Below are 23,715 nucleotides of genomic sequence, written 5' to 3' on the forward strand. Positions count from 1 at the left end.
CATGGCCACCACACCGGAGCCGCCCGCGGCGCCACCGAAGCCCACCTGGGAGCCCAAGCAGCCGGACCCCCCGTACCCCTGGCTGCGCCCGACCATCCGGATACGGCTCACCCTGCTGTACGGCGGGATGTTCCTGATCGCGGGCATCGTGCTGCTGTCGATCATCTACATGCTGGCCGCGCAGGCGCTCCACGACGCGGGAAGCGTGGCCTTCCGGGTCGCCGGGACCAATGTCCAGATCACCAGCGACACCTGCCCGCAGCTCGGCGCCGCTCTCAACAACGACCAGCTGAACGACGCCATCAAGGCCTGTACGTCGGCCCAGCGGCAGCAGGCGCTGGACAGCCTGCTCAACCGGGCCCTCCTCGCCCTGGTCGGCCTCAGCGTGATGGCCTTCGCCTTCGGCTACGCCATGGCCGGACGCGTCCTGTCCCCGCTCGGCCGGATCACCCGGACCGCGCGCCGGGTGGCCGGCACGGACCTCAGCCGGCGGATCGAGCTGGACGGCCCGGACGACGAGCTGAAGGAGCTGGCGGACACCTTCGACGACATGCTGGACCGGCTGGAGCGGGCCTTCACCGCACAGCAGCGGTTCGTCGGCAACGCCTCGCACGAGCTGCGCACCCCGCTGGCGATCAACCGCACCCTGCTGGAGGTCCATCTCTCCGATCCCGGGGCCCCGCCGGAGCTCCATCAGCTCGGCAAGACACTCCTGGCCACCAACGAGCGCAGTGAGCAGCTGGTCGAGGGCCTGCTGCTGCTGGCCCGCAGCGACAACCAGATCGTCGAGCGCAAACCGGTGGACCTGGCGGAGGTCGCCGAGCGCGCCATCGACCAGACCCGGGCGGAGGCGCTGGCCAGGAAGGTCGAGATCCGCGGTGAGCGGGAATCGGCCACGGTGCAGGGCAACGGGGTCCTGCTGGAGCGGATCGCGCTGAACCTCGTGCAGAACGCCGTGCGCTACAACGTGCCCGAGGACGGCTGGGTGGAGGTCACCACCGAGGTGCGGGACGGGCAAGCCCTGCTCGTCGTCTCCAACACCGGCCCGGTGGTCCCGGCGTACGAGATCGACAACCTCTTCGAGCCCTTCAGGAGGCTGCGTACGGAGCGCACGGGCAGCGACAAGGGGGTCGGGCTCGGCCTGTCGATCGCGCGGTCCGTCGCGCGGGCCCACGGAGGCCGTATCATCGCGGAGCCCCGCGAGGGCGGTGGTCTCGTGATGCGCGTCACTCTGCCGGTCTGAGAGGCCGCACGATGTGACTCCGCACCGAATCTTCATGTTCGCTTTGGGCGGAATTTTCAGGACCCGTTCCCGGGCGAGTCGTGTGTGATCGATCACAGGGCCGATTTTCCGGCCGTCCACGCTCCGTGATCGCGAGTCTGCCGGAAAGCCGGTAATCGTCCGGGTTTTCGGGGATCGTTATCACGGGAAGTACACGGGGTGGCACCCGTGAACTGCACAGTCGGGACCGTGTACGGTCCCCATCGCCACCCAAGCCGAGCCTCGTCGAGGCGGCCGGTTGGGTGTCGATTGAGTAACAGACCTTGATGTGAGGCAAAATCTCCGCCTCAGGTCGGGCACAAGTCCGGCCTCTCACGCGTTACGTGCGCTGAGACACCTAGACACCCAAGAGGGGGAGAGCGACATGGCGACGGATTACGACACCCCACGCAAGACCGACGACGACGTGGACCAGGACAGCCTCGAAGAGCTCAAGGCGCGTCGGAGTGACAAGACGGCCTCCGCCGTCGACGTCGACGAGTTCGACGCTGCCGAGGGCCTGGAGCTGCCCGGTGCGGACCTCTCCAACGAGGAGCTGGCCGTCCGGGTGCTGCCCAAGCAGGCGGACGAGTTCACCTGCATGAGCTGCTTCCTGGTGCACCACCGCAGCCAGCTGGCCCGCGAGAAGAACGGTCAGCCCATCTGCCGCGACTGCGACTGAGGTCGGGTCGGCCGTGGCAGGCGAGACACCGTTCCGGAAGCGGCGCCCCTGGCGTCGGCACGACCAGCAGGCGCAGCAGGACGGTACCGGCGGCACAGGCCCGGCAGAAGGCGGTCACGCGTCTGCCGAGCGGTCCGCCGCCCCGCCGGATCACTCCGGCGGTTCCGACGACGAGCGAGGCCGTTCGGCCTCGCTCGAAGTGGCCGGGTCGGCAGCACTGCCGGACCTGGCCGCGCAACAGGAACAGCAGGACCGGGCGGAGCCCCAGGCAGGGGGCCGCCTGCACGCGGTGAAACGGGGCGTGCGCAAGAGCGGGGAGAGTGCCAAAGCGCTGGCCGCGCAGCTGGCCGACCGCATCATCGACACGGCTCCGCGCGTGCCGGTGCGCGATCTCGCCACCCTGCGCAGGCAGTTCCCCGGGCTCGGGCCCGAGGAACTGGCCGACAAACTGGTCACGGGAGCCTGCCGGGGCACCGCGACCGTCGGCGCCGGCATCGGGGCCGCCGCGATGATGCCCGTACCGCCCGCCATGCTCGCCGAGCTGGCGGCGGAGGTCACCGGCGTCGCCGCGATCGAGATGAAGCTCGTCGCCGAGCTCCACGAGGTCTACGGCCGCCGCCCCCCGGGCAATCTCGGCCAGCGCAGCACCGCGTATCTGACGTCGTGGACGGAGGAGCGCGGCATCGACGTCACCCGGCCCACCACGCTCAACGCCGCCCTCGGCGGCCAGATGAAACGTGAGCTGCGCCAGCAGATCATGAAGCGCATGGCGCGCAACCTGCCCAACCTGATCCCGTTCATGATCGGCGCCGCCGTCGGCGCCACGATGAACCGCCGCGACACCCGCAAGCTCGGCGACCGGGTCAGGAACGACCTGCGCAAGGACCAGATCCCCTGGGACCGGCTGCCGGCGCTGCCGCCGCTGGAGCAGCCGCTGAACCCTGCCGAGCTGCCCAAGGAGATCGAGGGCCCCTGAGAGGCCCTCGGCCGGCCCGGCGAACGGCTCAGGCGGTCGGTACGGCGCTCAGTGCCGCCGCCAGGCCCCGCGGGTCCCGGGTGGAGAGATAGACGTACGGAGTCGGGTCCTCGGGGTCCGTGACCTCCACCCGCACCGCCGTCTCCACGTAGCCGCGCAGCAGCATGAACGCGCGGGCGTCCGCCTTGTGCGTGCGCCAGGCCCGCGCCTCCTCCGCGTCCAGCACCTCGGGCTCGCCGAGCGCCGACAGCGGAATCCGGGCTTCGCCGGCGACGAGCGACCCCGCCACCACCCGGATCCGGGCCGAGCCGTAACCGCTCACCACGAGGGCCGCCGCGGCCGTCCCGCCGACGAGCCCCGCGAGCATCGGCAGGGTGCCCAGCGGCAGCAGCATCAGAGCACAGGCGACACCGACCCCGAAGGCGATGAACCACCAGGAGCGGGGCGCGGTGAGACGTTCGTCGAAGGGCGGTGCGGAAGGCTGCATGGGACCAAGCTTGGCACGGCGCGACCGGCACACCCCCGCGCGGGTAAGGTCTGCGCCTGTGAGTGGAACATCAGCAGCTCTGACGCCCCCGGCCGACGCCGTCGCGCCGGTCCGGCACCCCGACGCGCCCGCCCCCGGCGAGCTCCTCGGGGCGCACTACGAACACTGCTTCGGCTGCGGCGGGGGACAGCCTCACGGACTGCACCTGATGGCGAGGGCCGGTGAAGGCGTGAGCGTCACCGCCGAGTTCACCGTGCAGCCCGCCCACCAGGGCGCCCCCGGCCTGGCGCACGGCGGCGTGCTCGCCACGGCGCTGGACGAGACCCTCGGCTCGCTGAACTGGCTGCTGCGCACGATCGCGGTGACCGGACGGCTGGAGACCGACTTCGTCCGCCCCGTCCCCGTGGACACCGTGCTGCACCTCGACGCCCGGATCACCGCCGTGCACGGGCGGAAGATCTACTCCACCGCCACCGGCAGGATCGGCGGCCCCGAAGGCCCCGTCGCGGTCCGGGCCGACGCCCTCTTCATCGAGGTCAAGGTCGACCACTTCATCGACAACGGCAGGCCCGCCGAGATCCAGGCGGCCATGTCCGACCCCGATCAGGTCCGGCGCGCCCGCGCCTTCGAGGTGAACCCGTGACCCGCACTCCGGTCGACGTACTGATCCGCCTGACCGACCCGGACGTGCCGATTCCGGCGTACGGGCACCCGGGCGACGCCGGGGCCGACCTGGTGACCACCGAGGCCGCCGAACTCGCCCCCGGCGAGCGCGTGGTGCTGCCCACCGGGGTCTCGATCGCCCTGCCCGACGGGTACGCCGCGTTCGTGCACCCGCGCTCCGGCCTCGCAGCCCGCTGCGGAGTGGCCCTTGTGAATGCCCCAGGGACGGTTGATGCCGGGTACCGTGGGGAGATCAAGGTGATCGTGGTCAACCTCGACCCACGCGAGAGCGTGAGATTCGAACGGTTCGACCGGATTGCCCAACTGGTTGTCCAGCAGGTCGAGAAGGTGCGCTTCCACGAGGTGGCGGAACTTCCCGGCTCGGCGCGGGCCGAAGGGGGCTTCGGGTCCACCGGCGGCCACGCGTCGGTGGACGGCGCCGAGGGCGGGATCACCCACGGTGGGAACAGCTACGCTTCGGTCGTATCCGACCGGGAAGGACAGTGACGTGTTCGGACGTCGCAAGAAGAGTGGTTCCGCCGAGGACGCGGCGGACGAGGTGCGCGAGACCGAGCAGGTCGCCGACGAGTCAGGCGCATCCGACGGGGCCGACACCGGCACGCGTCGGATGAATCTTCCGCCGGCCCCCCGGCCGGACGGACCCTGGGACAGCTCCGAGGTCTCCCAGCCCGGCGAGGGCCGGGTCGACCTGGGCGGCATCTTCGTCCCCGGGGTCGAGGGCATGGAACTGCGCGTCGAGGTGGCCGGGGACGCGATCGTCGCCGCCACCGTGGTGCTGCGCGACAGCGCGATCCAGCTGCAGGCCTTCGCCGCCCCCAAGAAGGAGGGCATCTGGGGCGAGGTCCGCGACGAGATCGCCTCGGGCATCACCCAGCAGGGCGGCATCATCGACGAGGTCGAGGGCCCGCTGGGCTGGGAGCTGCGCGCGCAGGTGCCCGTACAGCTCCCGGACGGCACGGGCGGGGTGCAGCTCGTGCGTTTCGTCGGCGTCGACGGTCCCCGCTGGTTCCTGCGCGGAGTGATCTCCGGCCAGGGCGCCGTCCAGCCGGAGGCCGCGGGGCTGCTGGAGACGATCTTCCGGGACACCGTGGTCGTCCGCGGCGAGGGCCCGATGGCCCCCCGCGACCCGATCGTCCTCAAGCTCCCCGACGACGCCCAGATGGTGCCCGAGGGCGTGCAGCAGGAGGACCAGGAGAGCTCCCGGTTCTCCGGCGGCATGGGCCAGCTCCAGCGCGGCCCCGAGATCACCGAGGTCCGCTAGCGGCACCTCTCGTCACGCCACGGCGACGGCCGGTGGGCCGCACCCCCTCCCGGGTGCGGCCCACCGGCCGTCGTACGTACCGCCCCCGGCCATTGCCCGGCCGTGTGCCGTACACACATACTTGGCGGGCGACGTACGTACGACGGGGGAGCAGCATGGCCGAGAGCACCAGCGGGCAGTCCGGCACGGCCCTCGTCGAGGATCCGGCCCGCAGCGCCATGGTCACGGTCGAGGACCTGCACCGCTCGTACGGGAGCGGAGCGGCGGCCGTCCACGCCCTGCGCGGCGTCTCCTTCGAGATCCCGCGCGGCGAGCTGGTCGCCCTCAAGGGCCGCTCCGGCTCCGGCAAGACCACCCTGCTCAACCTGGTCGGCGGCCTGGACACCCCCGACCGCGGCCGGATCGCCGTCGACGGCACCGAACTGGCGGGCCTCGGCGAGAAGGGCCTGCTGGAGCTGCGCCGGGACCGGGTCGGCTTCATCTTCCAGTCCTTCGGCCTCATCCCGATCCTGACCGCCGCCGAGAACGTCGGCGTACCGCTGCGGCTGCGCAAGGCCGACCCGGCCGAGCGCGACGAACGGGTCGCCCTCCTGCTCTCCCTCGTCGGCCTCGCCGACCACGCCGAGCAGCGCCCCGGCGAGCTCTCCGGCGGCCAGCAGCAGCGGGTCGCCATCGCCCGCGCCCTCGCCAACCGCCCCGCCCTCCTGATCGCCGACGAGCCCACCGGACAGCTCGACGCCGAGACCGGGCTCGCCGTGATGGAACTGCTCCGCGCGGTCGTCCGCAGCGAGAACGTCACCGCCCTCGTCGCCACCCACGACCCCCAGCTGCTGGGCCTCGCCGACCGGGTCCTGGAGCTGAGCGACGGCCATATCGTCGAACAGGCCTGAGCCCCCGGGCCCTGCCCCTCCGGCCCCCCGGCGCGCATCAGAGTTCCGTCAATACGCCCCTCACCTGCACTCCCGGGACCGAACCACGGCCCGCGGCGGAGTAGCGTCGACGGCGGCAGCCGCACCGGGCGCGCCACCGGCCCTCCGCACGACACGGCCGGACGGAAGAAGACAATGGGGCCATGGGACGCGGCACACTCCGGATCTACCTGGGCGCGGCACCGGGCGTCGGCAAGACGTACGCGATGCTCTCCGAGGCGCACCGCCGGGTCGAGCGCGGCACCGACTGCGTGGTGGCCTTCGTGGAGCACCACGCCCGGCCGCGCACCGAGGTACTGCTGCACGGCCTGGAGCAGGTCCGCCGCAGCGAGATCAGCTACCGCGGCGCCCACTTCACCGAGATGGACGTCGACGCCGTGCTGGAGCGCGCCCCGGCCGTGGCCCTGGTCGACGAGCTGGCCCACACCAACGTCCCCGGCTCCCGCAACGCCAAGCGCTGGCAGGACGTCGAGGAGCTGCTCAAGGCCGGGATCGACGTCATATCCACGGTCAACATCCAGCACCTGGAATCACTCGGCGACGTCGTCGAGTCGATCACCGGCGTCCGGCAGCGCGAGACCGTCCCCGACGAGGTGGTCCGCCGGGCCGACCAGATCGAGCTGGTCGACATGTCGCCCCAGGCGCTGCGCCGCCGGATGGCGCACGGCAACATCTACCAGCCCGACAAGATGGACGCCGCCCTCTCGAACTACTTCCGCCCCGGCAACCTCACCGCCCTGCGCGAGCTGGCCCTGCTGTGGACCGCCGACCGGGTCGACGAGTATCTCCAGCAGTACCGGGGCGAGCACAACATCCGCACCACCTGGCAGGCCCGCGAACGCATCGTCGTCGGGCTGACCGGCGGGCCGGAGGGCCGCACCCTCATCCGCCGCGCCTCCCGGATGGCCGCCAAGGGCTCCGGAAGCGAGATCCTCGCCGTCTACATCGCCCGCAGCGACGGCCTGACCTCCGCCTCGCCGAAGGAGCTGACCGTCCAGCGGACCCTGGTAGAGGATCTCGGCGGCACCTTCCACCACGTCATCGGCGACGACATACCCGCCGCCCTGCTGGAGTTCGCCCGCGGCGTCAACGCCACCCAGATCGTGCTGGGCTCCAGCCGCCGCAAGACCTGGCAGTACATCTACGGCCCCGGGGTCGGCGCGACCGTCGCCCGCGAGTCCGGACCCGACCTCGACGTCCACATCGTCACCCACGAAGAGGTCGCCAAGGGCCGCGGTCTGCCCATCGCCCGCGGCGCCCGGCTCGGCCGCGCCAGGATCATCTGGGGCTGGCTCGTCGGCGTCGTCGGCCCCGTGCTGCTCGCCGTCGTCCTGCGCACCATGGAGGACGCCCCGGGCCTCGCCAACGACGTCCTGCTCTTCCTCTTCCTGACGGTGGCCGCCGCCCTGCTCGGCGGGCTGAGACCCGCGCTGGCCTCGGCGGCCGTGGGCTGCCTGCTGCTGAACTACTGGTTCACCCCGCCGACCCGCACCCTGACCGTCCAGGACCCGGAGAACCTCGTCGCCATCGTGATCTTCTTCGCGGTGGCGGTGGCGGTCTCCTCCGTGGTCGACCTCGCGGCCCGGCGCACCCACCAGGCCGCCCGGCTGCGCGCCGAGTCGGAGATCCTCTCCTTCCTCGCCGGCAGTGTGCTGCGCGGCGAGACCGCCCTGGACGCCCTGCTGGAACGGGTCCGCGAGACCTTCGCCATGGAGTCCGTCGCCCTGCTGGAGCGCAGCAGCGACGTCGAGCCGTGGACCTGCGCCGGATCCGTCGGACCGGCCCCCGTCGCCCGCCCCGACGACGCCGACGTGGACATGCCGGTCGGCGACAACCTGGCCCTCGCGCTCTCCGGCCGGGTGCTGCCCGCCGAGGACCGCCGGGTGCTCGGCGCGTTCGCCGCCCAGGCCGCCGTCGTCCTGGACCGCCAGCGCCTGGTCGGGGAGGCCGAGCAGGCCCGCAGGCTCGCCGAGGGCAACCGGATCAGGACCGCCCTGCTCGCCGCCGTCAGCCACGACCTGCGCACCCCGCTGGCCGCCATCAAGGCCGCCGTCAGCTCGCTGCGCTCCGACGACGTCGCCTGGTCCGACGAGGACGAGGCGGAGCTGCTGGAAGCCATCGAGGACGGCGCGGACCGGCTGGACCACCTCGTCGGCAACCTGCTGGACATGTCGCGCCTCCAGACCGGCACGGTCACGCCCCTGATCCGCGAGATCGACCTCGACGAGGTGGTCCCCATGGCGCTCGGCGGCGTCCCCGAGGGCAGCGTCGACCTCGACATCCCCGAGACGCTTCCGATGGTCGCCGTCGACCCCGGGCTCCTGGAGCGGGTCGTCGCCAACGTCGTCGAGAACGCCGTCAAGTACAACCCGGGCCGGGAGCCCGTCGCCGTGGCCGCCAGCGCACTCGGCGGCCGGGTCGAGCTGCGGGTGGTGGACCGGGGCCGGGGCGTGCCCGACGAGGCCAAGGAACGCATCTTCGAGCCCTTCCAGCGGTACGGGGACGCGCCGCGCGGCGCCGGAGTGGGGCTCGGCCTCGCCGTCTCCCGGGGCTTCGCCGAGGCCATGGGCGGCACGCTGGACGCCGAGGACACCCCGGGCGGCGGGCTGACCATGGTCCTGACCCTCGCCGCGGCGCCGGGCGGGGTCCGGGCAGACCCCGAGCTGCCGGCCCAGGTCACCTCGTGACCCACCCCCGGGCGCACCCCGCCCGCCCCGACGTGTTCCCCACCCCCTCCTCGTACAGCCCGTTCAGCCCGTACAGCCCGTTCAGCAGAAAGGCAGGTCCGCGATGACCAGGGTGCTTGTGGTCGACGACGAGCCGCAGATCGTCCGCGCCCTCGTGATCAACCTGAAGGCCCGCCAGTACGAGGTCGACGCCGCGCCCGACGGGGCGACCGCCCTCCAGCTCGCCGCCGCCCGCCACCCCGACGTCGTCCTCCTCGACCTCGGGCTGCCCGACATGGACGGGGTCGAGGTGATCAGGGGACTGCGCGGCTGGACCCGGGTCCCCATCCTCGTCCTCTCCGCGCGCCAGACCTCCGACGAGAAGGTGGAGGCGCTGGACGCCGGGGCCGACGACTACGTCACCAAACCGTTCGGCATGGACGAGCTGCTGGCCCGGCTGCGCGCCTCCGTACGCCGGGCGGAACCGGTCGGCCAGGAGGGCGGCACCGAGGACGTCGCCCTCGTCGAGACCGCCGGATTCACCGTCGACCTGGCGGCGAAGAAGGTGCACCGGGCCGGCCGCGACGTACGCCTCACCCCCACCGAATGGCACCTGCTGGAGGTCCTCGTCCGCAACGCCGGCCGCCTGGTCAGCCAGAAACAGCTCCTCCAGGAGGTCTGGGGTCCCTCCTACGGCACCGAGACCAACTATCTGCGCGTCTACATGGCCCAGCTGCGCCGCAAGCTGGAGGCGGACCCCTCGCACCCCCGTCACTTCGTCACCGAACCGGGCATGGGGTACCGGTTCGAGCGCGACTGATCCCGCACCGGCTCACCCTTTCGAGTGATCATCGCGGGCCTGCATGTACCGCCCGCAGGCCCGGTACCCTTCGGGTATGAGTGCTGTTCCCCGATCCGAGAAAGCCGGGAAGGCCGGGAAGGCGGCGAAGCCTTCCGGGCGCTTCCGCCGCATGCTCGACCGGCTCTCCAGTTCCCAGGAGGACCTGGAGTCCCAGGAGCTGCGGGAGGACGCGCAGGCCACCGGGTGCACCCGGATCTCCGAGTGCTCCGACCGGCAGATCGTGAAGGTGGCTGGTACGTTGCGGACCGTCACCCTCCGCCCGCGGGCCGGAGTGCCCGCCCTGGAGGCGGAGCTCTTCGACGGCACCGAGCCGCTGGACGTGGTCTGGCTCGGCCGTCGTTCCATCGTCGGTATAGAGCCCGGCCGCAGGATCATCGCCTCGGGACGGGTCGCCATGAGCCACGGCCGCCGGGTGCTGTTCAACCCCACATACGAACTCCGACCGCTCGGCAAGGAGTAGCCGGTGACGTCTCTCGACAAGCCGACGTCCGACACGGACCAGCCCCACAGCACCGACCCGCAACACACCGGCGGGAGGCACGCCGCCCTGCAGGACGCGGAGTCGAAGGCGGTCACCGAGGCCGCCCTCTTCGAGGCCTTCGGCGGGGTGCGCGGCATGGTGGAGACAGTCCTCCCCGGGCTGCTCTTCGTCACGATCTTCACCATCAACAAGAACCTGCAGATCTCGGCCGTCGCGGCCCTGGCCGTGTCCCTGGCCCTCGTCGCCGTCCGGCTGATCCGCCGCGACACCGTCAAGCACGCCTTCAGCGGCGTCTTCGGGGTGGCCTTCGGTGTCGTCTTCGCGATGATGACGGGCAACGCCAAGGACTTCTATCTGCCGGGCATGCTCTACACCCTGGGCCTGTCGATCGCCTACATCGCCACCGCCGCCGGCGGCGTACCCCTGATCGGCCTGATCCTCGGCCCCGTTTTCAAGGAGAACCTCTCCTGGAGGACCCGTAATCCGGGCCGCAAGAAGGCGTACACCAAGGCCAGCTACGCCTGGGGCCTCATCCTGCTGGCCAAGTGCGCGATCCTATTCCCGCTCTACTGGTGGGCCGACACCACCCAGTTCGGCTGGGTGCTCATCGCGCTGAAGATCCCGCCGTTCCTGCTCGCGGTCTACCTGACCTGGGTCTTCCTCGCGAAGGCGCCGCCGCCCATCGACGTCTTCGCCGAGATGGAGGCCGAGGAACAGGCCGAGAAGGAGCGCAAGGCGCAGGCCGCCGCCGCGGCGCTCCGCGACCCGAAAGCCTGACCCCGCACGCTCCACGGAAAGGGGCCCGGAACCGCTCAGCGGTTCCGGGCCCCTTTCGCATGGTGGCCCGCTCAGTCGTCCTCAGGACTCCGCCGGACCGACAGCAGGTCCTCCAACTGCTCCTCGCGCGCCTGGGCGGCCACGAACAGCAGTTCGTCCCCGGCCTCCAGGGACTCCTCGGGGCTCGGCGTCAGCACCCGCGTACCGCGGATGATCGTCACCAGCGAGGTGTCCGCGGGCCAGGCCACATCCCCGACGCGGATACCGGCCAGCGCCGACTCCGGCGGCAGGGTCAGCTCCACCAGGTTGGCGTCGCCGTGGCTGAAGCGCAGCAGCCGGACCAGATCGCCGACACTCACCGCCTCCTCGACCAGGGCCGACATCAGACGCGGCGTCGAGACGGCGACGTCCACGCCCCAGGACTCGTTGAACAGCCACTCGTTCTTCGGGTTGTTCACCCGGGCGACCACGCGCGGCACGCCGTACTCCGTCTTGGCGAGCAGCGAGACGACCAGGTTCACCTTGTCGTCCCCGGTCGCGGCGATCACCACGTTGCACCGCTGCAGCGCCGCCTCGTCCAGCGACGTGATCTCACAGGCGTCCGCGAGCAGCCACTCGGCCATCGGGACCCGCTCCACCGAGATGGCGGTCGGCGCCTTGTCGATCAGCAGCACCTCGTGCCCGTTCTCCAGCAGCTCGGCGGCGATGGAACGACCCACCGCGCCGGCCCCGGCAATCGACACACGCATCAGTGACCGTCCTCCTCGGGACCCTTGGCGAAGGCCTCTTCGACCTGGCCGATCTCGTCCGTACGCATCATCACGTGGACCAGGTCGCCTTCCTGGAGAACGGTCTGCGAAGTCGGCAGTATGGCCTCGCCCAACCGGGTGAGGAAGGCCACCCGGACCCCCGTCTCCTCCTGGAGCGTGCTGATCTTGTGGCCGATCCAGGACGGCGTCGTGTGCACCTCGGCGAGCTGCACACCCCCGCTCGGATCGCGCCACAGCGGCTCCGCGCCCGACGGCAGCAGCCGTCGCAGCATCTGGTCCGCCGTCCAGCGCACCGTCGCCACGGTGGGGATGCCGAGGCGCTGGTAGACCTCGGCGCGCCGGGGGTCGTAGATGCGCGCCGCGACGTTCTCGATGGAGAACATCTCGCGGGCCACCCGGGCCGCGATGATGTTGGAGTTGTCGCCGCTGCTGACCGCGGCGAACGCCCCGGCTTCCTCGATCCCCGCCTCGCGGAGGGTGTCCTGGTCGAAACCGACCCCGGTGACCCGGCGACCGCCGAACCCGGACCCCAGGCGGCGGAACGCCGTCGGGTCCTGGTCGATCACCGCGACGGTGTGCCCCTGCTGTTCCAGGGTCTGTGCGAGAGCGGCACCGACGCGCCCGCAGCCCATGATGACGATGTGCACTGTGCGCCTACCCCGCCGTCCTGGTCATCCGGCTGACCTGCGAAAACACGCTGCTCACACTTCTCTCTCGGCTTGCTGGGCAAACAACGCGGCACACACCCGCGGTGTGGCCAGGAGTCGAGCTTATGTGCCGGGGAAGTCGCTGACTCATCCGAGGCTCCGTAGCGGCGCGCACTCCGGTAAAGGAAAAGCAAAACAGGCCCGACGGGCGCAAGGATCGCGTTAAAGAATGGTCGGGCAATTGCCTCCGACCGCAGGAGATTGCGGGGCCACGTCGAAAGGGCGTGCGTTCCGGCCACGGGCTCCGCTTACGATCCTCAGCGTGTCCAAACTGACCGACCTGCCCAAACGGATCCTGATCGGCCGGGCGCTGCGCAGCGACAAGCTCGGGGAGACCCTGCTCCCCAAGCGCATCGCGCTCCCCGTCTTCGCGTCCGACCCGTTGTCCTCGGTGGCGTACGCACCGGGAGAAGTCCTCCTCGTGCTGTCCATCGCGGGGGTGTCGGCATATCACTTCAGCCCCTGGATCGCCGTCGCGGTCGTCGTCCTCATGTTCACGGTCGTGGCCTCCTACCGGCAGAACGTCCACGCCTACCCGAGCGGCGGGGGCGACTACGAGGTCGCGACCACCAACCTCGGCCCCAAGTCCGGACTGACCGTCGCCAGCGCCCTGCTCGTCGACTACGTCCTCACCGTCGCCGTGTCGATCTCCTCCGGGGTCGAGAACCTCGGCTCCGCGGTCCCGTTCGTCATCGAGCACAAGACGTTCTGCGCCATTGGCGCCATCGTCCTGCTCACCCTGATGAACCTGCGCGGGGTGAAGGAGTCCGGGAAACTCTTCGCCATCCCCACCTATCTCTTCGTGGCCGGCGTCTTCCTCATGATCCTTTGGGGGGCCTTCCGCGGACTGATCCTCGGCGACACGATGCACGCCCCCACCGCCGACCTCGAGATCAAGCCCGAACACGAGGGGCTGGCCGGATTCGCACTCGTCTTCCTCCTCCTGAGGGCCTTCTCCTCCGGGTGTGCCGCCCTCACCGGGGTCGAGGCGATCAGCAACGGGGTGCCCGCCTTCCGGAAGCCGAAGAGCAGGAACGCCGCGACCACCCTCGCCCTGATGGGCCTGTTCGCCGTCACCATGTTCTGCGGCATCATCGGCCTGGCCCTGGCCACCGACGTCAAGATGGCCGAGAACCCGGCGGTCGACCTGATCCGCGACGGCGTCCCGGTCGGGGCGGACTTCACCCAGGACCCGGTCATCGCCCAGGTCGCCGAAGCGGTCTTCGGCCACGGCTCCTTCCTCTTCATGGTCCTCGCGGCCGCCACCGCCCTCGTGCTCTTCCTCGCCGCGAACACCGCGTACAACGGCTTCCCGCTGCTCGGCTCGATCCTCGCCCAGGACCGCTACCTGCCGCGCCAGCTCCACACCCGCGGCGACCGCCTCGCCTTCTCCAACGGCATCGTGCTGCTGGCGGGCGCCGCGATCCTGCTCGTCGGGATCTACGGTGCCGACTCCACGAAGCTGATCCAGCTCTACATCGTCGGGGTGTTCGTCTCCTTCACCCTCAGCCAGACCGGCATGGTGCGGCACTGGAACCGCCTGCTCGCCGACGAACGGGACCAGGCCAAGCGCCGCCACATGATCCGCTCCCGCGCCATCAACGCCTTCGGCGCCTTCTTCTGCGGCGTCGTCCTGGTGATCGTCCTCGCCACCAAGTTCACCCACGGTGCCTGGGTGGCCCTGCTCGGCATGGTCATCTTCTACGGCACGATGACCGCGATCCGGAAGCACTACGACCGGGTCGCCGCCGAGATCGCGCCCGACGAGACCCCCGCCGACGAGAGCGTGCGCCCCTCCCGCGTCCACGCCATCGTCCTCGTCTCCAAGCTCCACCGCCCCACGTTGCGCGCCCTCGCCTACGCCCAGCTGATCCGTGCCGACCAGCTGGAGGCGCTCTCGATCAGCGTCGACCCGGACGAGACGAAGGCGCTGCGCGAGGACTGGGAGCGGCGCGCCATCAACGTCCCCCTCAAGATCCTCGACTCCCCCTACCGCGAGGTGACCCGCCCGGTCATCGAGTACGTGAAGGGCCTGCGCCGCCAGAGCCCGCGCGACGTGATCAGCGTCTACATCCCCGAGTACGTGGTCGGGCACTGGTACGAGCACCTGCTGCACAACCAGAGCGCCCTGCGCCTGAAGGGCCGGCTGCTCTTCACGCCCGGGGTCATGGTGACCTCCGTCCCGTACCAGCTCCAGTCCTCGGAGGCGGCGAAGAAGCGGGCCCGCAAGCGCGCGGACTGGAGCGCTCCGGGTTCGGTGCGCCGGGGGCCGGTGGAGCGGGGGAACCGCAAGGGGTGAGGTGAGCCGGGGGAGGGGCCGGCCCGGCCGCGCAAGGTCAACGGGCGCGGGCGCCAGGTTCAGCCGGGCTCGGCTGGGCCCGGTCCACCCCGGCCCGGCCCGGCCCGCTCGTGGTAACCACCCCCACCAGTCCCACGTAGACTGGTGGGCTGTTGTCCGGCAGCATGCTCGACCGCTTACCCCCTTCCTCCCTGGAGCCTCCCCTCATGCAGAACGAACCCACGTCGTCGCTGGTCGGGGAGGAGTACGAGGTCGAGGTCGGGCCCGTCGCACACGGTGGCCACTGCATCGCCCGTACCGCTGAGAACCAGGTGCTCTTCGTCCGCCACACGCTCCCCGGCGAGAAGATCATCGCCAAGGTGACGGACGGCGACACGGACTCGCGGTTCCTGCGGGCCGACGCGGTGCGGATCATCGAGCCGTCCAAGGACCGTGTCGAGGCGCCCTGCCCGTACGCGGGCCCCGGCATGTGCGGCGGCTGCGACTGGCAGCACGCGAAGCCGGGCGCGCAGAGGCGTCTGAAGGGCGAGGTGATCGCCGAGCAGCTCCAGCGCCTGGCGGGCCTGACCCCCGAGGAGGCCGGCTGGGACGGCACGGTGATGCCTGCCGAGGGCGACAAGCTGCCCGCGGGCGAGGTGCCGGCCTGGCGCACCCGCGTCCAGTACGCCGTCGACGCCGACGGCCGGGCCGGCCTGCGCAAGCACCGTTCGCACGACGTCCAGCCGATCGACCGCTGCCTGATCGCCGCGCCGGGCGTCTGGGAGCTCGGCGTCGAGAAGCGCGAGTGGCCGCAGATCGCCGCGGTGGAGGCCATCACCGCCACCGGCTCGAACGACCGCCAGGTCATCCTCACCCCGAAGCCCGGCGGCCGGCTCCCCCTGGTCGAGCTGGACAAGCCGGTCTCGGTGCTCCGCGTCGACGAGAAGGACGGCGGCGTCCACCGCGTCCACGGCCGCGCCTTCGTCCGCGAACGCGCCGACGACCGCACGTACCGCGTCGGCTCCGGCGGCTTCTGGCAGGTCCACCCGCAGGCCGCCAACACCCTGGTCCGCGCGGTCATGCAGGGCCTGCTGCCCCGCAAGAACGACACGGCCCTCGACCTCTACTGCGGCGTGGGCCTCTTCGCCGGCGCCATCGGCCAGCGCCTCGGCGAGAAGGGCGCGGTCCTCGGCATCGAGTCCGGCAAGCGCGCGGTCGAGGACGCCCGCCACAACCTGAAGGACCTGGACCGGGTCCGCATCGAACACGGCAAGGTCGACCAGGTCCTGCCCCGCACGGGCATCACGGAGTGCGACCTGATCGTCCTGGACCCGCCCCGCGCGGGAGCGGGCAAGCAGGTCGTCAAGCACCTGTCGGGCCTGGGCGCGCGCAAGATCGCCTACGTGGCCTGCGACCCGGCGGCCCTCGCCCGGGACCTGGCGTACTTCCGGGAGGGCGGGTACCGGGTGCGGACGCTGCGGGCGTTCGATCTGTTTCCGATGACTTCGCACGTTGAGTGTGTGGCGATTCTTGAACCGACCACAAAGGGCGTCTGACCTGCAGCTTCTTCGAGATCTCGTAGATTTCGGCTGGGTCAGTCGACCTGTTCTCTGAGGTGCACCACGTGGAACGCCTCTGCGGGCCTTGAACGGCCCGCAGAGCGTGCCTGACCTGCTCATCCGAGAGATGTGCTATTTGGGTGATGTGGTCGTTACGTGTGATAGGCGCCTCGCCGAAATGATGGTCCGTCGCGAATGGTGACGCTCGTTTGACGCACATGCTGACGGGTCGTCAGGTAGGTGGCCGCAGCATAACTAGCGGGTTCACCGGGGTTGCGGCTGAGGATGGCAGCTTGGGTGGTGGGGGACTGGGGTGTCGGCACCCGCTGAGATCAACAGCAGCAACGCGACCCGTGAGACGTGTGGGTTTGCCGCACGATGGGGCAGGTCACCCCGGCGGCCAACCACGCCTCTCCGAGAGCCCCGTTCGCCCACGCCTGGACCGGCTCAACGAGCTGTCCGGCGGCTGGCCGCGGCTGGTAGACCTCGCCATCGCCTGCACCGCGAACTGGACGATCCCGACGAGGCCTTGCGTCGCCTGGCCGACCTGTGTACCGACCGGGCCCGTGCACATGCTTTCGCCCAGAACACGGGTCTGTACGCGGACCCGTTCCTCGCCACCGGATACCGAGTCCTGGCGGACGAGTACGAGGACGGGGTGGTCGACTCGGAGATAGCGATGACCGCTGTGGCCGTCAGGAGTGAAGTCGACGAGGAAGAGGCGCGGTGGATCGGGATGTGCCTCGACGCCCTGCAGGTTTTCGACCGCGAAGGTGCCCAACTGCGGCTCGATCCGCTGCTGCGTGAGTGTGTGACGCTCCACCTATGACGCATGGGGGTTCCGGTACCGCCCGTCGACGATCGGGCGCCGAGGTCTGGGTCCCTCTGCCCGGACAGGCTGCCGGCCGATGAAGCGTCTGAGTGTTGCACCGATCGGCAAGCGCGCCGACCTACAGCACCTCGTCCGCCTCCTCGTCGCCCTCATCCGGTGCTACGGCCAGCCCTGCCGCCTCCGCCAGGTCCGGGTCCAGCTCGTCCAAGTCCTGACCCGCGTGAGATTCCACCGCCTCCGTATCGGGGCTCGGGCTGTCCTCCACGAGCATCGGGAGAACGTACGCCTGGGCCTGGCTCGCCAAGTGGAGGGGAAGGGGAAGGGACAGCGCTGCGGCGTAGTCCGGCGCTTGGCGCAGCTGGTGTACGGCGAGTGCCAGCGCCTCGGCGTCGTCGGGCGGTCCGGGCACGGGCGAGGCGGCGTCCTGATGGCAGCCCAGCACCGCGATCTCCACCAGGGTCGGATTCCAGGCGTTGGTACCCGCCTGCGAGGTGAGGTTGCCGGCCGCGTTGACCCGGGTGGCGAGACGATCGAGGGAGGGCGAGACCGGGTGGGTTCCCGGGCGCTCGGTGGTGCTGTAGAAAACCCGTTCACGCGAGGGTGCCCCCTCTTGCTGAGGCGCGAGCTCTGCCCAGAAGCCGGCAGGCTGCCCGTGCGGATTGCCGGCCTCGGCCAGGCCCCACCATTGGGCGCTCTCGCGTCCTCCGCAGCCGCGTACACGCACGAGGCGGAGTTCGTCGTCGAGCCGTCCGGCCGGTGCGTGGCCGGTCTTGATGGGCTTCCTGAACGGCGAAGGCGGAAACCTCTACATCGGCGTCGCCGACGACGGAGCCGTCCTCGGCATCGAGAACGACCTCACCACTCTGGAATCGCAGGCCAGCATCGACGGGTACGAGCTCTTCGTACGCCAACTCCTCGACAGCAGCCTGTCGACCCCGACAGCGACCACCGTCCGCGGACGCTTCCCCGAGATTTCCGGCAACGTCGTCTGCCAGATCAGCGTTGCCGCGGCAGGTAAGCCGGTGTTCGCCAAACCCACCAAGGGCGGCAACGGAGCCACCGACTTCTGGGTCCGAGTAGGCAATGCCACGAAGCAACTCCACGGGGACGACCTTCTGCGATACCAGGAGGAACACTGGGGATGAGCGTCGCCATGGACAGCCCCCCGGCCAAAGGGCAGTGATCTCGGTTCGGGGGTAAGGCGTTGCGGCGGGCAGCGTGAGGGCACCGGGGGTGTGGCGAGGGAAACGTGGGCGAAGAGTGCCTCCGGTGCTTCTACGCGCCCCCGTGTCCGTACAGGTTCGGCCGAAGACCTACTGGCCATGGCGAAGGAACCCCCGATACCTATGGAGGTCAAGGGCTGCGGACCAGGGGGGGCGATGGTGCTTGTCGTGGCACTGCTGGTGATCGGCGGGGTTGCACTGGTGTCGCGTTGCGGGGGCCCGACGGCTTATCACCGGCCGTGTCGCCGTCGCCGTAAAGGACTGTTCGCGCGTTGCCGGGACCATTCCTTCACGTTCGTCGCGATCACCGATCTGGCGGGGCTCGCGCTGTTCGGGCTGGCCTTGGGTGTGTGGGCGCTCTTCGGGGCGGCCGGCTGATGCCGCGTCGGCGAAGCCAGGGAGGGTGGTCGGCGGTGCCCTGGTGGGCCTGGGGCGTGGCAGCCCTCGCCGCAGTGAGTGGTCTGTGGCGTGCCGTCGTGGTCTGGCCCGTGTGGACGGGAACGCTGCTCGCGGTCGGGGTGGCGGGGATGGCACTGAAGCCGGGCCGGTCGGCGGTACGGCGATGGCTCGGACGCTCGACGCTTCCCGGAGCCTCCCTGCGCTACTCGCTGGCACATCTGGACGCACTGGACCCCCGTGCGTTCGAACTGGCGGTCTGCTCCTTGCTGCGCCGCGACGGACTGAGCGCGGAACACGTGGGCAGAGCGGGGGACAAGGGCGCCGACGTGCTCGTCGTCGACCGTTCACGAAGGCGGGTCGTGGTGCAGTGCAAGCGACTGCGCCCGGACCGGCGGGTCGGTGATCAGGACGTGCAGCGGATCAACGGTACCTACCGGCATGATCATGGCGCTCAGTTCGCCGTGATCGTGACCACCGGCGGCTTCACGGCAGCGGCCAGAGCGAGCGGCCCACGCTACGGAATCCATCTCGTGGACCGGAACGCCCTGGAGAGGTGGGCGGATCGGGGCGAGCCGCTCTATCGAATACTTCGCGTGCTCGATCCGGGTGATCCGCGCGGCCGGTGGCTGTCCAGATCTTGACAAGCGGGGATCTCGTGCGGGGCGATCGTAGATCATTGCGATAGACCGGCTCGATCGACAAGCGGGCCTGAAAGAAAAGCAGTTGACGTAGTGAGGGGAAACATGTCCGACGAGGTCGAGTCCGCGCGCATCCAGGTATTCGGTGCCGATCCACGCCACGCGGAGCTGGAAGCCCGGGAACTGCGCGACGTTCTGCACGAGCTGGACGGCGCCCAGGTGCGGTTCGCCGCGGCGGAGACGTCTGATGGTGCCGAGGGAGCGAAAGGGACGGAACTCCTGACCCCGGAGGTCGTGCTCGTCCTCACCACGGGCAGTTTCGGGGTGGCCGGCGCCGCCATCAAGGCATGGGCGAGCGTCCGCAGGAGCCGGAAGGTGCGCATCGAGCATCCTGACGGCACGGTCACGGAGTTCCAGGGTGGAGTCTCCGGGCGGGAGGTTCGGGCGCTGCGCGACGGCCGGGGAGACGGGCAGGACACAGGCCGGGGAGACGGGCCGAGCACGGGCCAGGGATCCAGCCGATGAGCCGCAAGCACGCGCTACTCGTGGGGACCGCGATCTACGGGGACGCGAGCTTTCCCGCGCTTCCCTCGGTGCGTGCGGACGTGCACTACCTGAGTCAGGTCCTGGAGATGCCCGCGGTGGGCGGGTACGAGGAGTGCGTCCGGGTCGAGGACTCGTCGAAGTCGGCCATCAAGCAGGCCATCGAGCAATTCCTCAGGGCTCGTGAACCCGACGAACTGGTCGTGCTCTACCTCAGCGGCCACGGCAAGTACGACCAGGACGGCGGCCAGCTCTACTACGTCACCACGGACACCGAGGGCGGCCGCGTTCAGGAGACCGCCCTCGAAGCCTCCTACGTGACTGATCAGTTGGAGAAATGCGCCGCCCGGCGCAAGGTGCTTCTGCTCGACTGCTGCTTCAGCGGCAGCGCGGTGCAGGGCTTTCGCAGCAAGGGTGCCTCGCACTCGGCGACCGCACCGCTGGTGGAGGCAGGCGGCGTCCACGTCATCACCGCGTCCCAGCACTGGGAGCCGGCGTTCACCACCGAAGCGGACCAGCCGTCCCAGTTCACCCGGGCGATCGTCGAAGGTCTGCACTCGGGCCAGGCGGACCTGGACGGCGACGGCCAGGTCTCGGCGAACGACCTTTTCCGGCACATCAGCCGCGACCTGCAGAAATCGCCCGACGCGCGCCGGCAGACGCCAACCCAGTCCAGCCTGCATGTCACCGGCGACATCTATCTTGCTCGTGCCTCCACCGGACGCCAGATTCCCGCGCTCAAGCCTCTGCCCGCCGGTCACTGCGCCGTCGTCGACGACTCGGGGGAAGCAGCCCCGGCCCCGGTCAAGTCCATCGAAGCGGCCCACGACGATTCCGCGTTCACCGATGCGGACTGGAACCACCTGCTGACGTACTACCAAAACTGTTTGGAAGCCGAGAGCTCCACCGACCACCTGCTTCCCCTCGTGGGCAGCGAACCTCCGCGTGCGGTCTGGGCGGCGAAGGAGGAAGTCCTGCTCTCCGGCGCGGAGACCTCTGTACAGGCGCCGGAGGGCGTCGCGGATCTGGCAGAACGAGCAGGCAAGGATGGTGCCGACCTCTGGTACGGATATCCCGTCGCCGTTCTCTACGACGGCAAGCGGCAGGTGTGCGCACCGCTCGCCATGCGGCAGGTCGAAGTCGAACGCGATTCCCAGGGGCGCAACGTGGTGACCCCCATCGGGCCGATCGCGCTGCATCCCAAACTCGTCCTCGAACGGTTGGGCAAGGACGAGGGCAACGAGTTGCTGGCCGCCTATCAGCCCAACTGGCGACCGGGGTTCCGAGAGGACATGGTCCGCGATCTGCGCAGCCTTCTGCAGGAGCTGGGGCTGTCCGACACGGAGCACCTCGATCCGGGATCGCTCGGTGACGGCAGTTCTCTGCGGGCCGCGCACGAAGGGGCCCGCAACGTAGCGATCGTCTTCGCCACGCGATCGGACTCCGCCGCCACCGCGCAACTGATGAAGGACTACCAGACGCTGCGCAAGAGCGTCGGTCAGTTCTCCGGCACTGCACTGGGAGCGTTCTCAGGACCCGAAGACGCGGGGGCTGACAAGAGCGCTGAGCAGGCGGTGCAGATCGTCGCTCCACTCGAAATCAACGAGGGGCAAGAAGCCGTCATTCGGGCCGCCATGGTCCGCAGGCTCACCGTCGCCACCGGCCCGCCGGGTACCGGCAAGAGCCAGCTCATCGTCAACGCTGTCGCCACGGCCAGGGCAGCCGGTCAGACAGTGCTCGTGGCGTCGACCAACAACAAGGCGGTCGACGAGGTCTGGGAACGGTGTGAGGAGTTGGCGCCCGGACTTCTCGTCCGGACAGGAAACCAGCTGGCCGTCGACCAGGAATTGCGGACGTTGGAGCAGTTGGCGCACAGTACCAAGCCCGATCAGACGTCCCAGACGTACCGCGGTGAACTTCGCAACCACCTCCGGTCGCAGGGTGCGCTGCGACGCCGATTCGGCGACGTCACGAGCAAGGAGAGCCGGCTCGCCGGACTCGGTCGGCTGCGCTTCGACTATGCCGGACAGCACCACGCCACTCCTGAGGAGTTCGCTGCGGCCCTGGGGGACGATGCCGACCTCGGTCGATGGCTGCGTCGGGCCCGTATGGCGGTCCGCCTCGGATTCCTCGGACGTTGGTTGCGGAACAGATGTCTCCGAGATCTGTCCCCCTTGTCGGTGCCTATGTCAGGACGTCAGGACTTCGTCGACCTGCTGTCCTTCGTGGAGGCCGAGTCCGCCTGGCGACAGATGAGTGGCGAAGAGGACACGGCGGTCGACGACGCTGAACTCCTAGCAACGCTGCGTGATGGTGATCGTCGGGTCCGTGACTCGGCAGCAGCAGTGCTCCGCGCTTCAGTCGCCGAGCAGGCACTGACCGCCCGTGCGGGTATCCACGAGCGTGTTGAAGCAGTCAAGTCACGGTCGCCCCGGGAGTGGTCGACCTTGGACCGGATCCTGCCGCAGGTGTCCGGTTGGGCTGTCACCGCGCGGTCCCCCCGGAGATTCCGGGACCGCGCCGGCCTCTTCGACCTGGTCATCGTCGACGAGGCGAGTCAGTGCTCGACGCCGGACGTACTGCCCCTGCTGTTCCGCGCGCGCCGAGCCTTGGTTATCGGCGACCCCATGCAGCTGCAGCACATCACCACCCTTCAACCCCGACAGGAAGCCGAGGCGCACCGGGGGGCCGGGTTGCGCGCTAGCTGGCTCGATGAGCACCGGCTCGAACACCGCCGATACTCCTCGTTCCATGCGGCCGCTCATGCGGCTGGGGAAACCCTGCTTCTGGACGAACATTTCCGTTGTCACCCGGACATCGTCGAGATCTCGAACCAGCGTTGCTACGGAGGTCGGCTGACCGTCCTCACCGACCCCCGGTCCCTGCGGCGGCTCGCAGGTGTCGACGCGGTCCAGTGGCTCGATGTCACGGGAACAGCGCGCAGGGGCGCGAGCGGTTCGTGGCTGAATCACGAAGAGGCCGAACGCGCTCATATTTCGGTTGAACGCTTGCTCAAACGACTGCCCGAGGGCTCGACGGTAGGAGTGGTCACGCCTTTCCGAGCCCAGAAGGACTTGATCGCAGAGCGCTGGAGGCACGAGCCGCGTGTTCGGGTCGGCACGGTTCACACCTTCCAGGGAGGACAACAGGACGTGATCCTGCTGTCGCTCGTGGCGGGGGCGAAAATGCGACCCAGCGCAGTGAACTGGCTGAGCCGTGAGATCAATCTGTGGAACGTCGCCATCACCCGTGCCCGTTCACACCTCATCGTGTTCGGCGACCGTGACTTCTGGTCGGTCCGCGACGGCATGCCGCGCGCGCTACTGGACGCGGCCGAGGCCAAGGCAGGGCAGTCCTCCATCCAGATGGGTTCAGATTCCCAGGACGAGCTGGTCGGCGATCAGCTCCAGCTCCTGCTGGCGGAGGACATTCCCGGTGTGCAACTGGACCGGAACGACACTGCCGACGGCCATCCCTATGACTTCGGCGTCCGCCGAAGCGCCGGCGGGGCCGTTCACGTCAAGCTGGACCATGGCGCTTCGTCCGGCACGGAGAGCGCGCGGCATCTGAGGCTGGCGCTTCGGCACGCGGCGCTGCTGCCCAACGGCGTGAGGCTTCCCGCGTGGCACGTGTGGGCGAGGCGAACCGGCCGGGTGACGGACCGGCTCGGTCGCCCATGACCACCGTGCGATGCCGCCGG

The 23,715-nt window shown here is 70.0% G+C and carries 23 protein-coding genes; 19 read left to right on the plus strand and 4 right to left on the minus strand.

The window, feature by feature from the left end; all coding sequences use genetic code 11:
• Nucleotide 1: 1 nt before the first annotated feature.
• From RNL97_RS25540 to RNL97_RS25550, 3 genes are all read left to right on the plus strand, one after another.
• A complete protein-coding gene (locus RNL97_RS25540; RefSeq protein ID WP_030581272.1) occupies nt 2–1,243 on the plus strand; it encodes a sensor histidine kinase in 1,242 nt (413 codons plus the stop codon).
• A 403-nt stretch (nt 1,244–1,646) separates the two neighbouring features.
• Complete coding sequence (locus RNL97_RS25545; RefSeq protein WP_003965732.1) at nt 1,647–1,943, plus strand: DUF4193 domain-containing protein; 297 nt, start codon at nt 1,647–1,649, stop codon at nt 1,941–1,943.
• Nucleotides 1,944–1,956: 13 nt separating this feature from the next.
• Entirely contained in the window at nt 1,957–2,919 is a 963-nt protein-coding gene (locus RNL97_RS25550; RefSeq protein WP_243315430.1) for a hypothetical protein, read from the plus strand.
• Between the two features lie 28 nt (nt 2,920–2,947).
• On the opposite strand, the gene RNL97_RS25555 is transcribed toward RNL97_RS25550, so the two are convergent.
• Entirely contained in the window at nt 2,948–3,406 is a 459-nt protein-coding gene (locus RNL97_RS25555) for a DUF3093 domain-containing protein (RefSeq protein WP_030581276.1), read from the minus strand.
• A gap of 58 nt (nt 3,407–3,464) precedes the next feature.
• Between RNL97_RS25555 and RNL97_RS25560 the strand changes: the two genes are divergently transcribed.
• From RNL97_RS25560 to RNL97_RS25595, 8 genes are all read left to right on the plus strand, one after another.
• Entirely contained in the window at nt 3,465–4,049 is a 585-nt protein-coding gene (locus tag RNL97_RS25560; RefSeq protein ID WP_029182603.1) for a PaaI family thioesterase, read from the plus strand.
• Complete coding sequence (gene dut, locus RNL97_RS25565; RefSeq protein ID WP_030581279.1) at nt 4,046–4,576, plus strand: dUTP diphosphatase; 531 nt, start codon at nt 4,046–4,048, stop codon at nt 4,574–4,576. Before RNL97_RS25560 ends, dut begins: the two co-directional genes overlap by 4 nt.
• Before the next feature lies 1 nt (nt 4,577).
• Complete coding sequence (locus tag RNL97_RS25570; protein ID WP_030581280.1) at nt 4,578–5,351, plus strand: DUF3710 domain-containing protein; 774 nt, start codon at nt 4,578–4,580, stop codon at nt 5,349–5,351.
• 155 nt (nt 5,352–5,506) lie between these two features.
• Nucleotides 5,507–6,241 carry an ABC transporter ATP-binding protein gene (locus RNL97_RS25575; protein ID WP_030581282.1) on the plus strand — a complete coding sequence of 245 codons (735 nt, stop codon included), beginning with the start codon at nt 5,507–5,509 and terminating at the stop codon, nt 6,239–6,241.
• Nucleotides 6,242–6,423: 182 nt separating this feature from the next.
• Nucleotides 6,424–8,967, plus strand: coding sequence for a sensor histidine kinase (locus RNL97_RS25580; protein WP_030581284.1), 2,544 nt, complete (start codon nt 6,424–6,426; stop codon nt 8,965–8,967).
• Between the two features lie 103 nt (nt 8,968–9,070).
• Entirely contained in the window at nt 9,071–9,766 is a 696-nt protein-coding gene (locus tag RNL97_RS25585; RefSeq protein ID WP_030581286.1) for a response regulator, read from the plus strand.
• 76 nt (nt 9,767–9,842) lie between these two features.
• Nucleotides 9,843–10,268 (plus strand): OB-fold nucleic acid binding domain-containing protein, encoded by a 426-nt coding sequence (locus RNL97_RS25590; RefSeq protein WP_175466131.1) that lies wholly within the window; start codon nt 9,843–9,845, stop codon nt 10,266–10,268.
• Nucleotides 10,269–10,271: 3 nt separating this feature from the next.
• Entirely contained in the window at nt 10,272–11,066 is a 795-nt protein-coding gene (locus RNL97_RS25595) for a DUF3159 domain-containing protein (protein WP_313751237.1), read from the plus strand.
• A gap of 71 nt (nt 11,067–11,137) precedes the next feature.
• On the opposite strand, the gene RNL97_RS25600 is transcribed toward RNL97_RS25595, so the two are convergent.
• Both RNL97_RS25600 and RNL97_RS25605 read right to left on the minus strand, forming a co-directional pair.
• Nucleotides 11,138–11,815, minus strand: coding sequence for a potassium channel family protein (locus tag RNL97_RS25600; RefSeq protein ID WP_010059597.1), 678 nt, complete (start codon nt 11,813–11,815; stop codon nt 11,138–11,140).
• Nucleotides 11,815–12,483, minus strand: a complete 669-nt coding sequence (locus tag RNL97_RS25605; protein WP_030581290.1) for a potassium channel family protein — start codon at nt 12,481–12,483, stop codon at nt 11,815–11,817. The genes RNL97_RS25600 and RNL97_RS25605 overlap by 1 nt, the downstream gene beginning before the upstream one ends.
• Nucleotides 12,484–12,805: 322 nt before the next feature.
• On the opposite strand from RNL97_RS25605, the gene RNL97_RS25610 reads away from it, so the two are divergent.
• From RNL97_RS25610 to RNL97_RS25620, 3 genes are all read left to right on the plus strand, one after another.
• On the plus strand, nt 12,806–14,842 hold the full coding sequence (locus RNL97_RS25610; protein ID WP_030581292.1) for an APC family permease: 2,037 nt from the start codon (nt 12,806–12,808) through the stop codon (nt 14,840–14,842).
• 206 nt (nt 14,843–15,048) lie between these two features.
• Entirely contained in the window at nt 15,049–16,377 is a 1,329-nt protein-coding gene (locus RNL97_RS25615; protein ID WP_313751238.1) for a class I SAM-dependent RNA methyltransferase, read from the plus strand.
• A 532-nt stretch (nt 16,378–16,909) separates the two neighbouring features.
• Complete coding sequence (locus tag RNL97_RS25620) at nt 16,910–17,209, plus strand: hypothetical protein (protein WP_030581296.1); 300 nt, start codon at nt 16,910–16,912, stop codon at nt 17,207–17,209.
• Nucleotides 17,210–17,330: 121 nt separating this feature from the next.
• On the opposite strand, the gene RNL97_RS25625 is transcribed toward RNL97_RS25620, so the two are convergent.
• The gene (locus RNL97_RS25625) at nt 17,331–17,936 is read right to left on the minus strand and encodes an RNaseH domain-containing protein (protein ID WP_234313379.1); all 606 of its coding nucleotides are present in this window, start codon (nt 17,934–17,936) and stop codon (nt 17,331–17,333) included.
• 49 nt (nt 17,937–17,985) lie between these two features.
• Here RNL97_RS25625 and RNL97_RS25630 point away from each other — a divergent pair, with 49 nt between their 5' ends.
• The 5 genes from RNL97_RS25630 to RNL97_RS25650 all read left to right on the plus strand — a co-directional run bounded on the left by RNL97_RS25630 (nt 17,986) and on the right by RNL97_RS25650 (nt 23,695).
• Nucleotides 17,986–18,357: an AlbA family DNA-binding domain-containing protein gene (locus RNL97_RS25630; protein ID WP_313751239.1), complete on the plus strand. Its 372-nt coding sequence runs from the start codon at nt 17,986–17,988 to the stop codon at nt 18,355–18,357.
• A gap of 246 nt (nt 18,358–18,603) precedes the next feature.
• Complete coding sequence (locus RNL97_RS25635) at nt 18,604–18,813, plus strand: hypothetical protein (protein ID WP_313751240.1); 210 nt, start codon at nt 18,604–18,606, stop codon at nt 18,811–18,813.
• A gap of 56 nt (nt 18,814–18,869) precedes the next feature.
• On the plus strand, nt 18,870–19,475 hold the full coding sequence (locus RNL97_RS25640) for a restriction endonuclease (RefSeq protein WP_158709121.1): 606 nt from the start codon (nt 18,870–18,872) through the stop codon (nt 19,473–19,475).
• A 102-nt stretch (nt 19,476–19,577) separates the two neighbouring features.
• Nucleotides 19,578–19,997: an effector-associated constant component EACC1 gene (locus RNL97_RS25645; protein WP_030581308.1), complete on the plus strand. Its 420-nt coding sequence runs from the start codon at nt 19,578–19,580 to the stop codon at nt 19,995–19,997.
• Nucleotides 19,994–23,695 carry a caspase, EACC1-associated type gene (locus tag RNL97_RS25650; RefSeq protein ID WP_050500019.1) on the plus strand — a complete coding sequence of 1,234 codons (3,702 nt, stop codon included), beginning with the start codon at nt 19,994–19,996 and terminating at the stop codon, nt 23,693–23,695. Before RNL97_RS25645 ends, RNL97_RS25650 begins: the two co-directional genes overlap by 4 nt.
• Nucleotides 23,696–23,715: the final 20 nt, after the last annotated feature.

The organism is Streptomyces parvus (assembly GCF_032121415.1).
In the GTDB taxonomy this organism is placed as follows: domain Bacteria; phylum Actinomycetota; class Actinomycetes; order Streptomycetales; family Streptomycetaceae; genus Streptomyces; species Streptomyces globisporus_A.

What these genes read in the sequence shown, in the direction of transcription:
- RNL97_RS25540 (WP_030581272.1), top strand. Translation starts at nt 2, where the DNA reads ATGGCCACCACACCGGAGCCGCCCGCGGCGCCACCGAAGCCCACCTGG.
- RNL97_RS25545 (WP_003965732.1), top strand. Translation starts at nt 1,647, where the DNA reads ATGGCGACGGATTACGACACCCCACGCAAGACCGACGACGACGTGGAC.
- RNL97_RS25555 (WP_030581276.1), bottom strand. Translation starts at nt 3,406, where the DNA reads ATGCAGCCTTCCGCACCGCCCTTCGACGAACGTCTCACCGCGCCCCGC.
- RNL97_RS25575 (WP_030581282.1), top strand. Translation starts at nt 5,507, where the DNA reads ATGGCCGAGAGCACCAGCGGGCAGTCCGGCACGGCCCTCGTCGAGGAT.
- RNL97_RS25580 (WP_030581284.1), top strand. Translation starts at nt 6,424, where the DNA reads ATGGGACGCGGCACACTCCGGATCTACCTGGGCGCGGCACCGGGCGTC.
- RNL97_RS25585 (WP_030581286.1), top strand. Translation starts at nt 9,071, where the DNA reads ATGACCAGGGTGCTTGTGGTCGACGACGAGCCGCAGATCGTCCGCGCC.
- RNL97_RS25590 (WP_175466131.1), top strand. Translation starts at nt 9,843, where the DNA reads ATGAGTGCTGTTCCCCGATCCGAGAAAGCCGGGAAGGCCGGGAAGGCG.
- RNL97_RS25600 (WP_010059597.1), bottom strand. Translation starts at nt 11,815, where the DNA reads ATGCGTGTGTCGATTGCCGGGGCCGGCGCGGTGGGTCGTTCCATCGCC.
- RNL97_RS25615 (WP_313751238.1), top strand. Translation starts at nt 15,049, where the DNA reads ATGCAGAACGAACCCACGTCGTCGCTGGTCGGGGAGGAGTACGAGGTC.
- RNL97_RS25630 (WP_313751239.1), top strand. Translation starts at nt 17,986, where the DNA reads ATGGGCTTCCTGAACGGCGAAGGCGGAAACCTCTACATCGGCGTCGCC.
- RNL97_RS25645 (WP_030581308.1), top strand. Translation starts at nt 19,578, where the DNA reads ATGTCCGACGAGGTCGAGTCCGCGCGCATCCAGGTATTCGGTGCCGAT.
- RNL97_RS25650 (WP_050500019.1), top strand. Translation starts at nt 19,994, where the DNA reads ATGAGCCGCAAGCACGCGCTACTCGTGGGGACCGCGATCTACGGGGAC.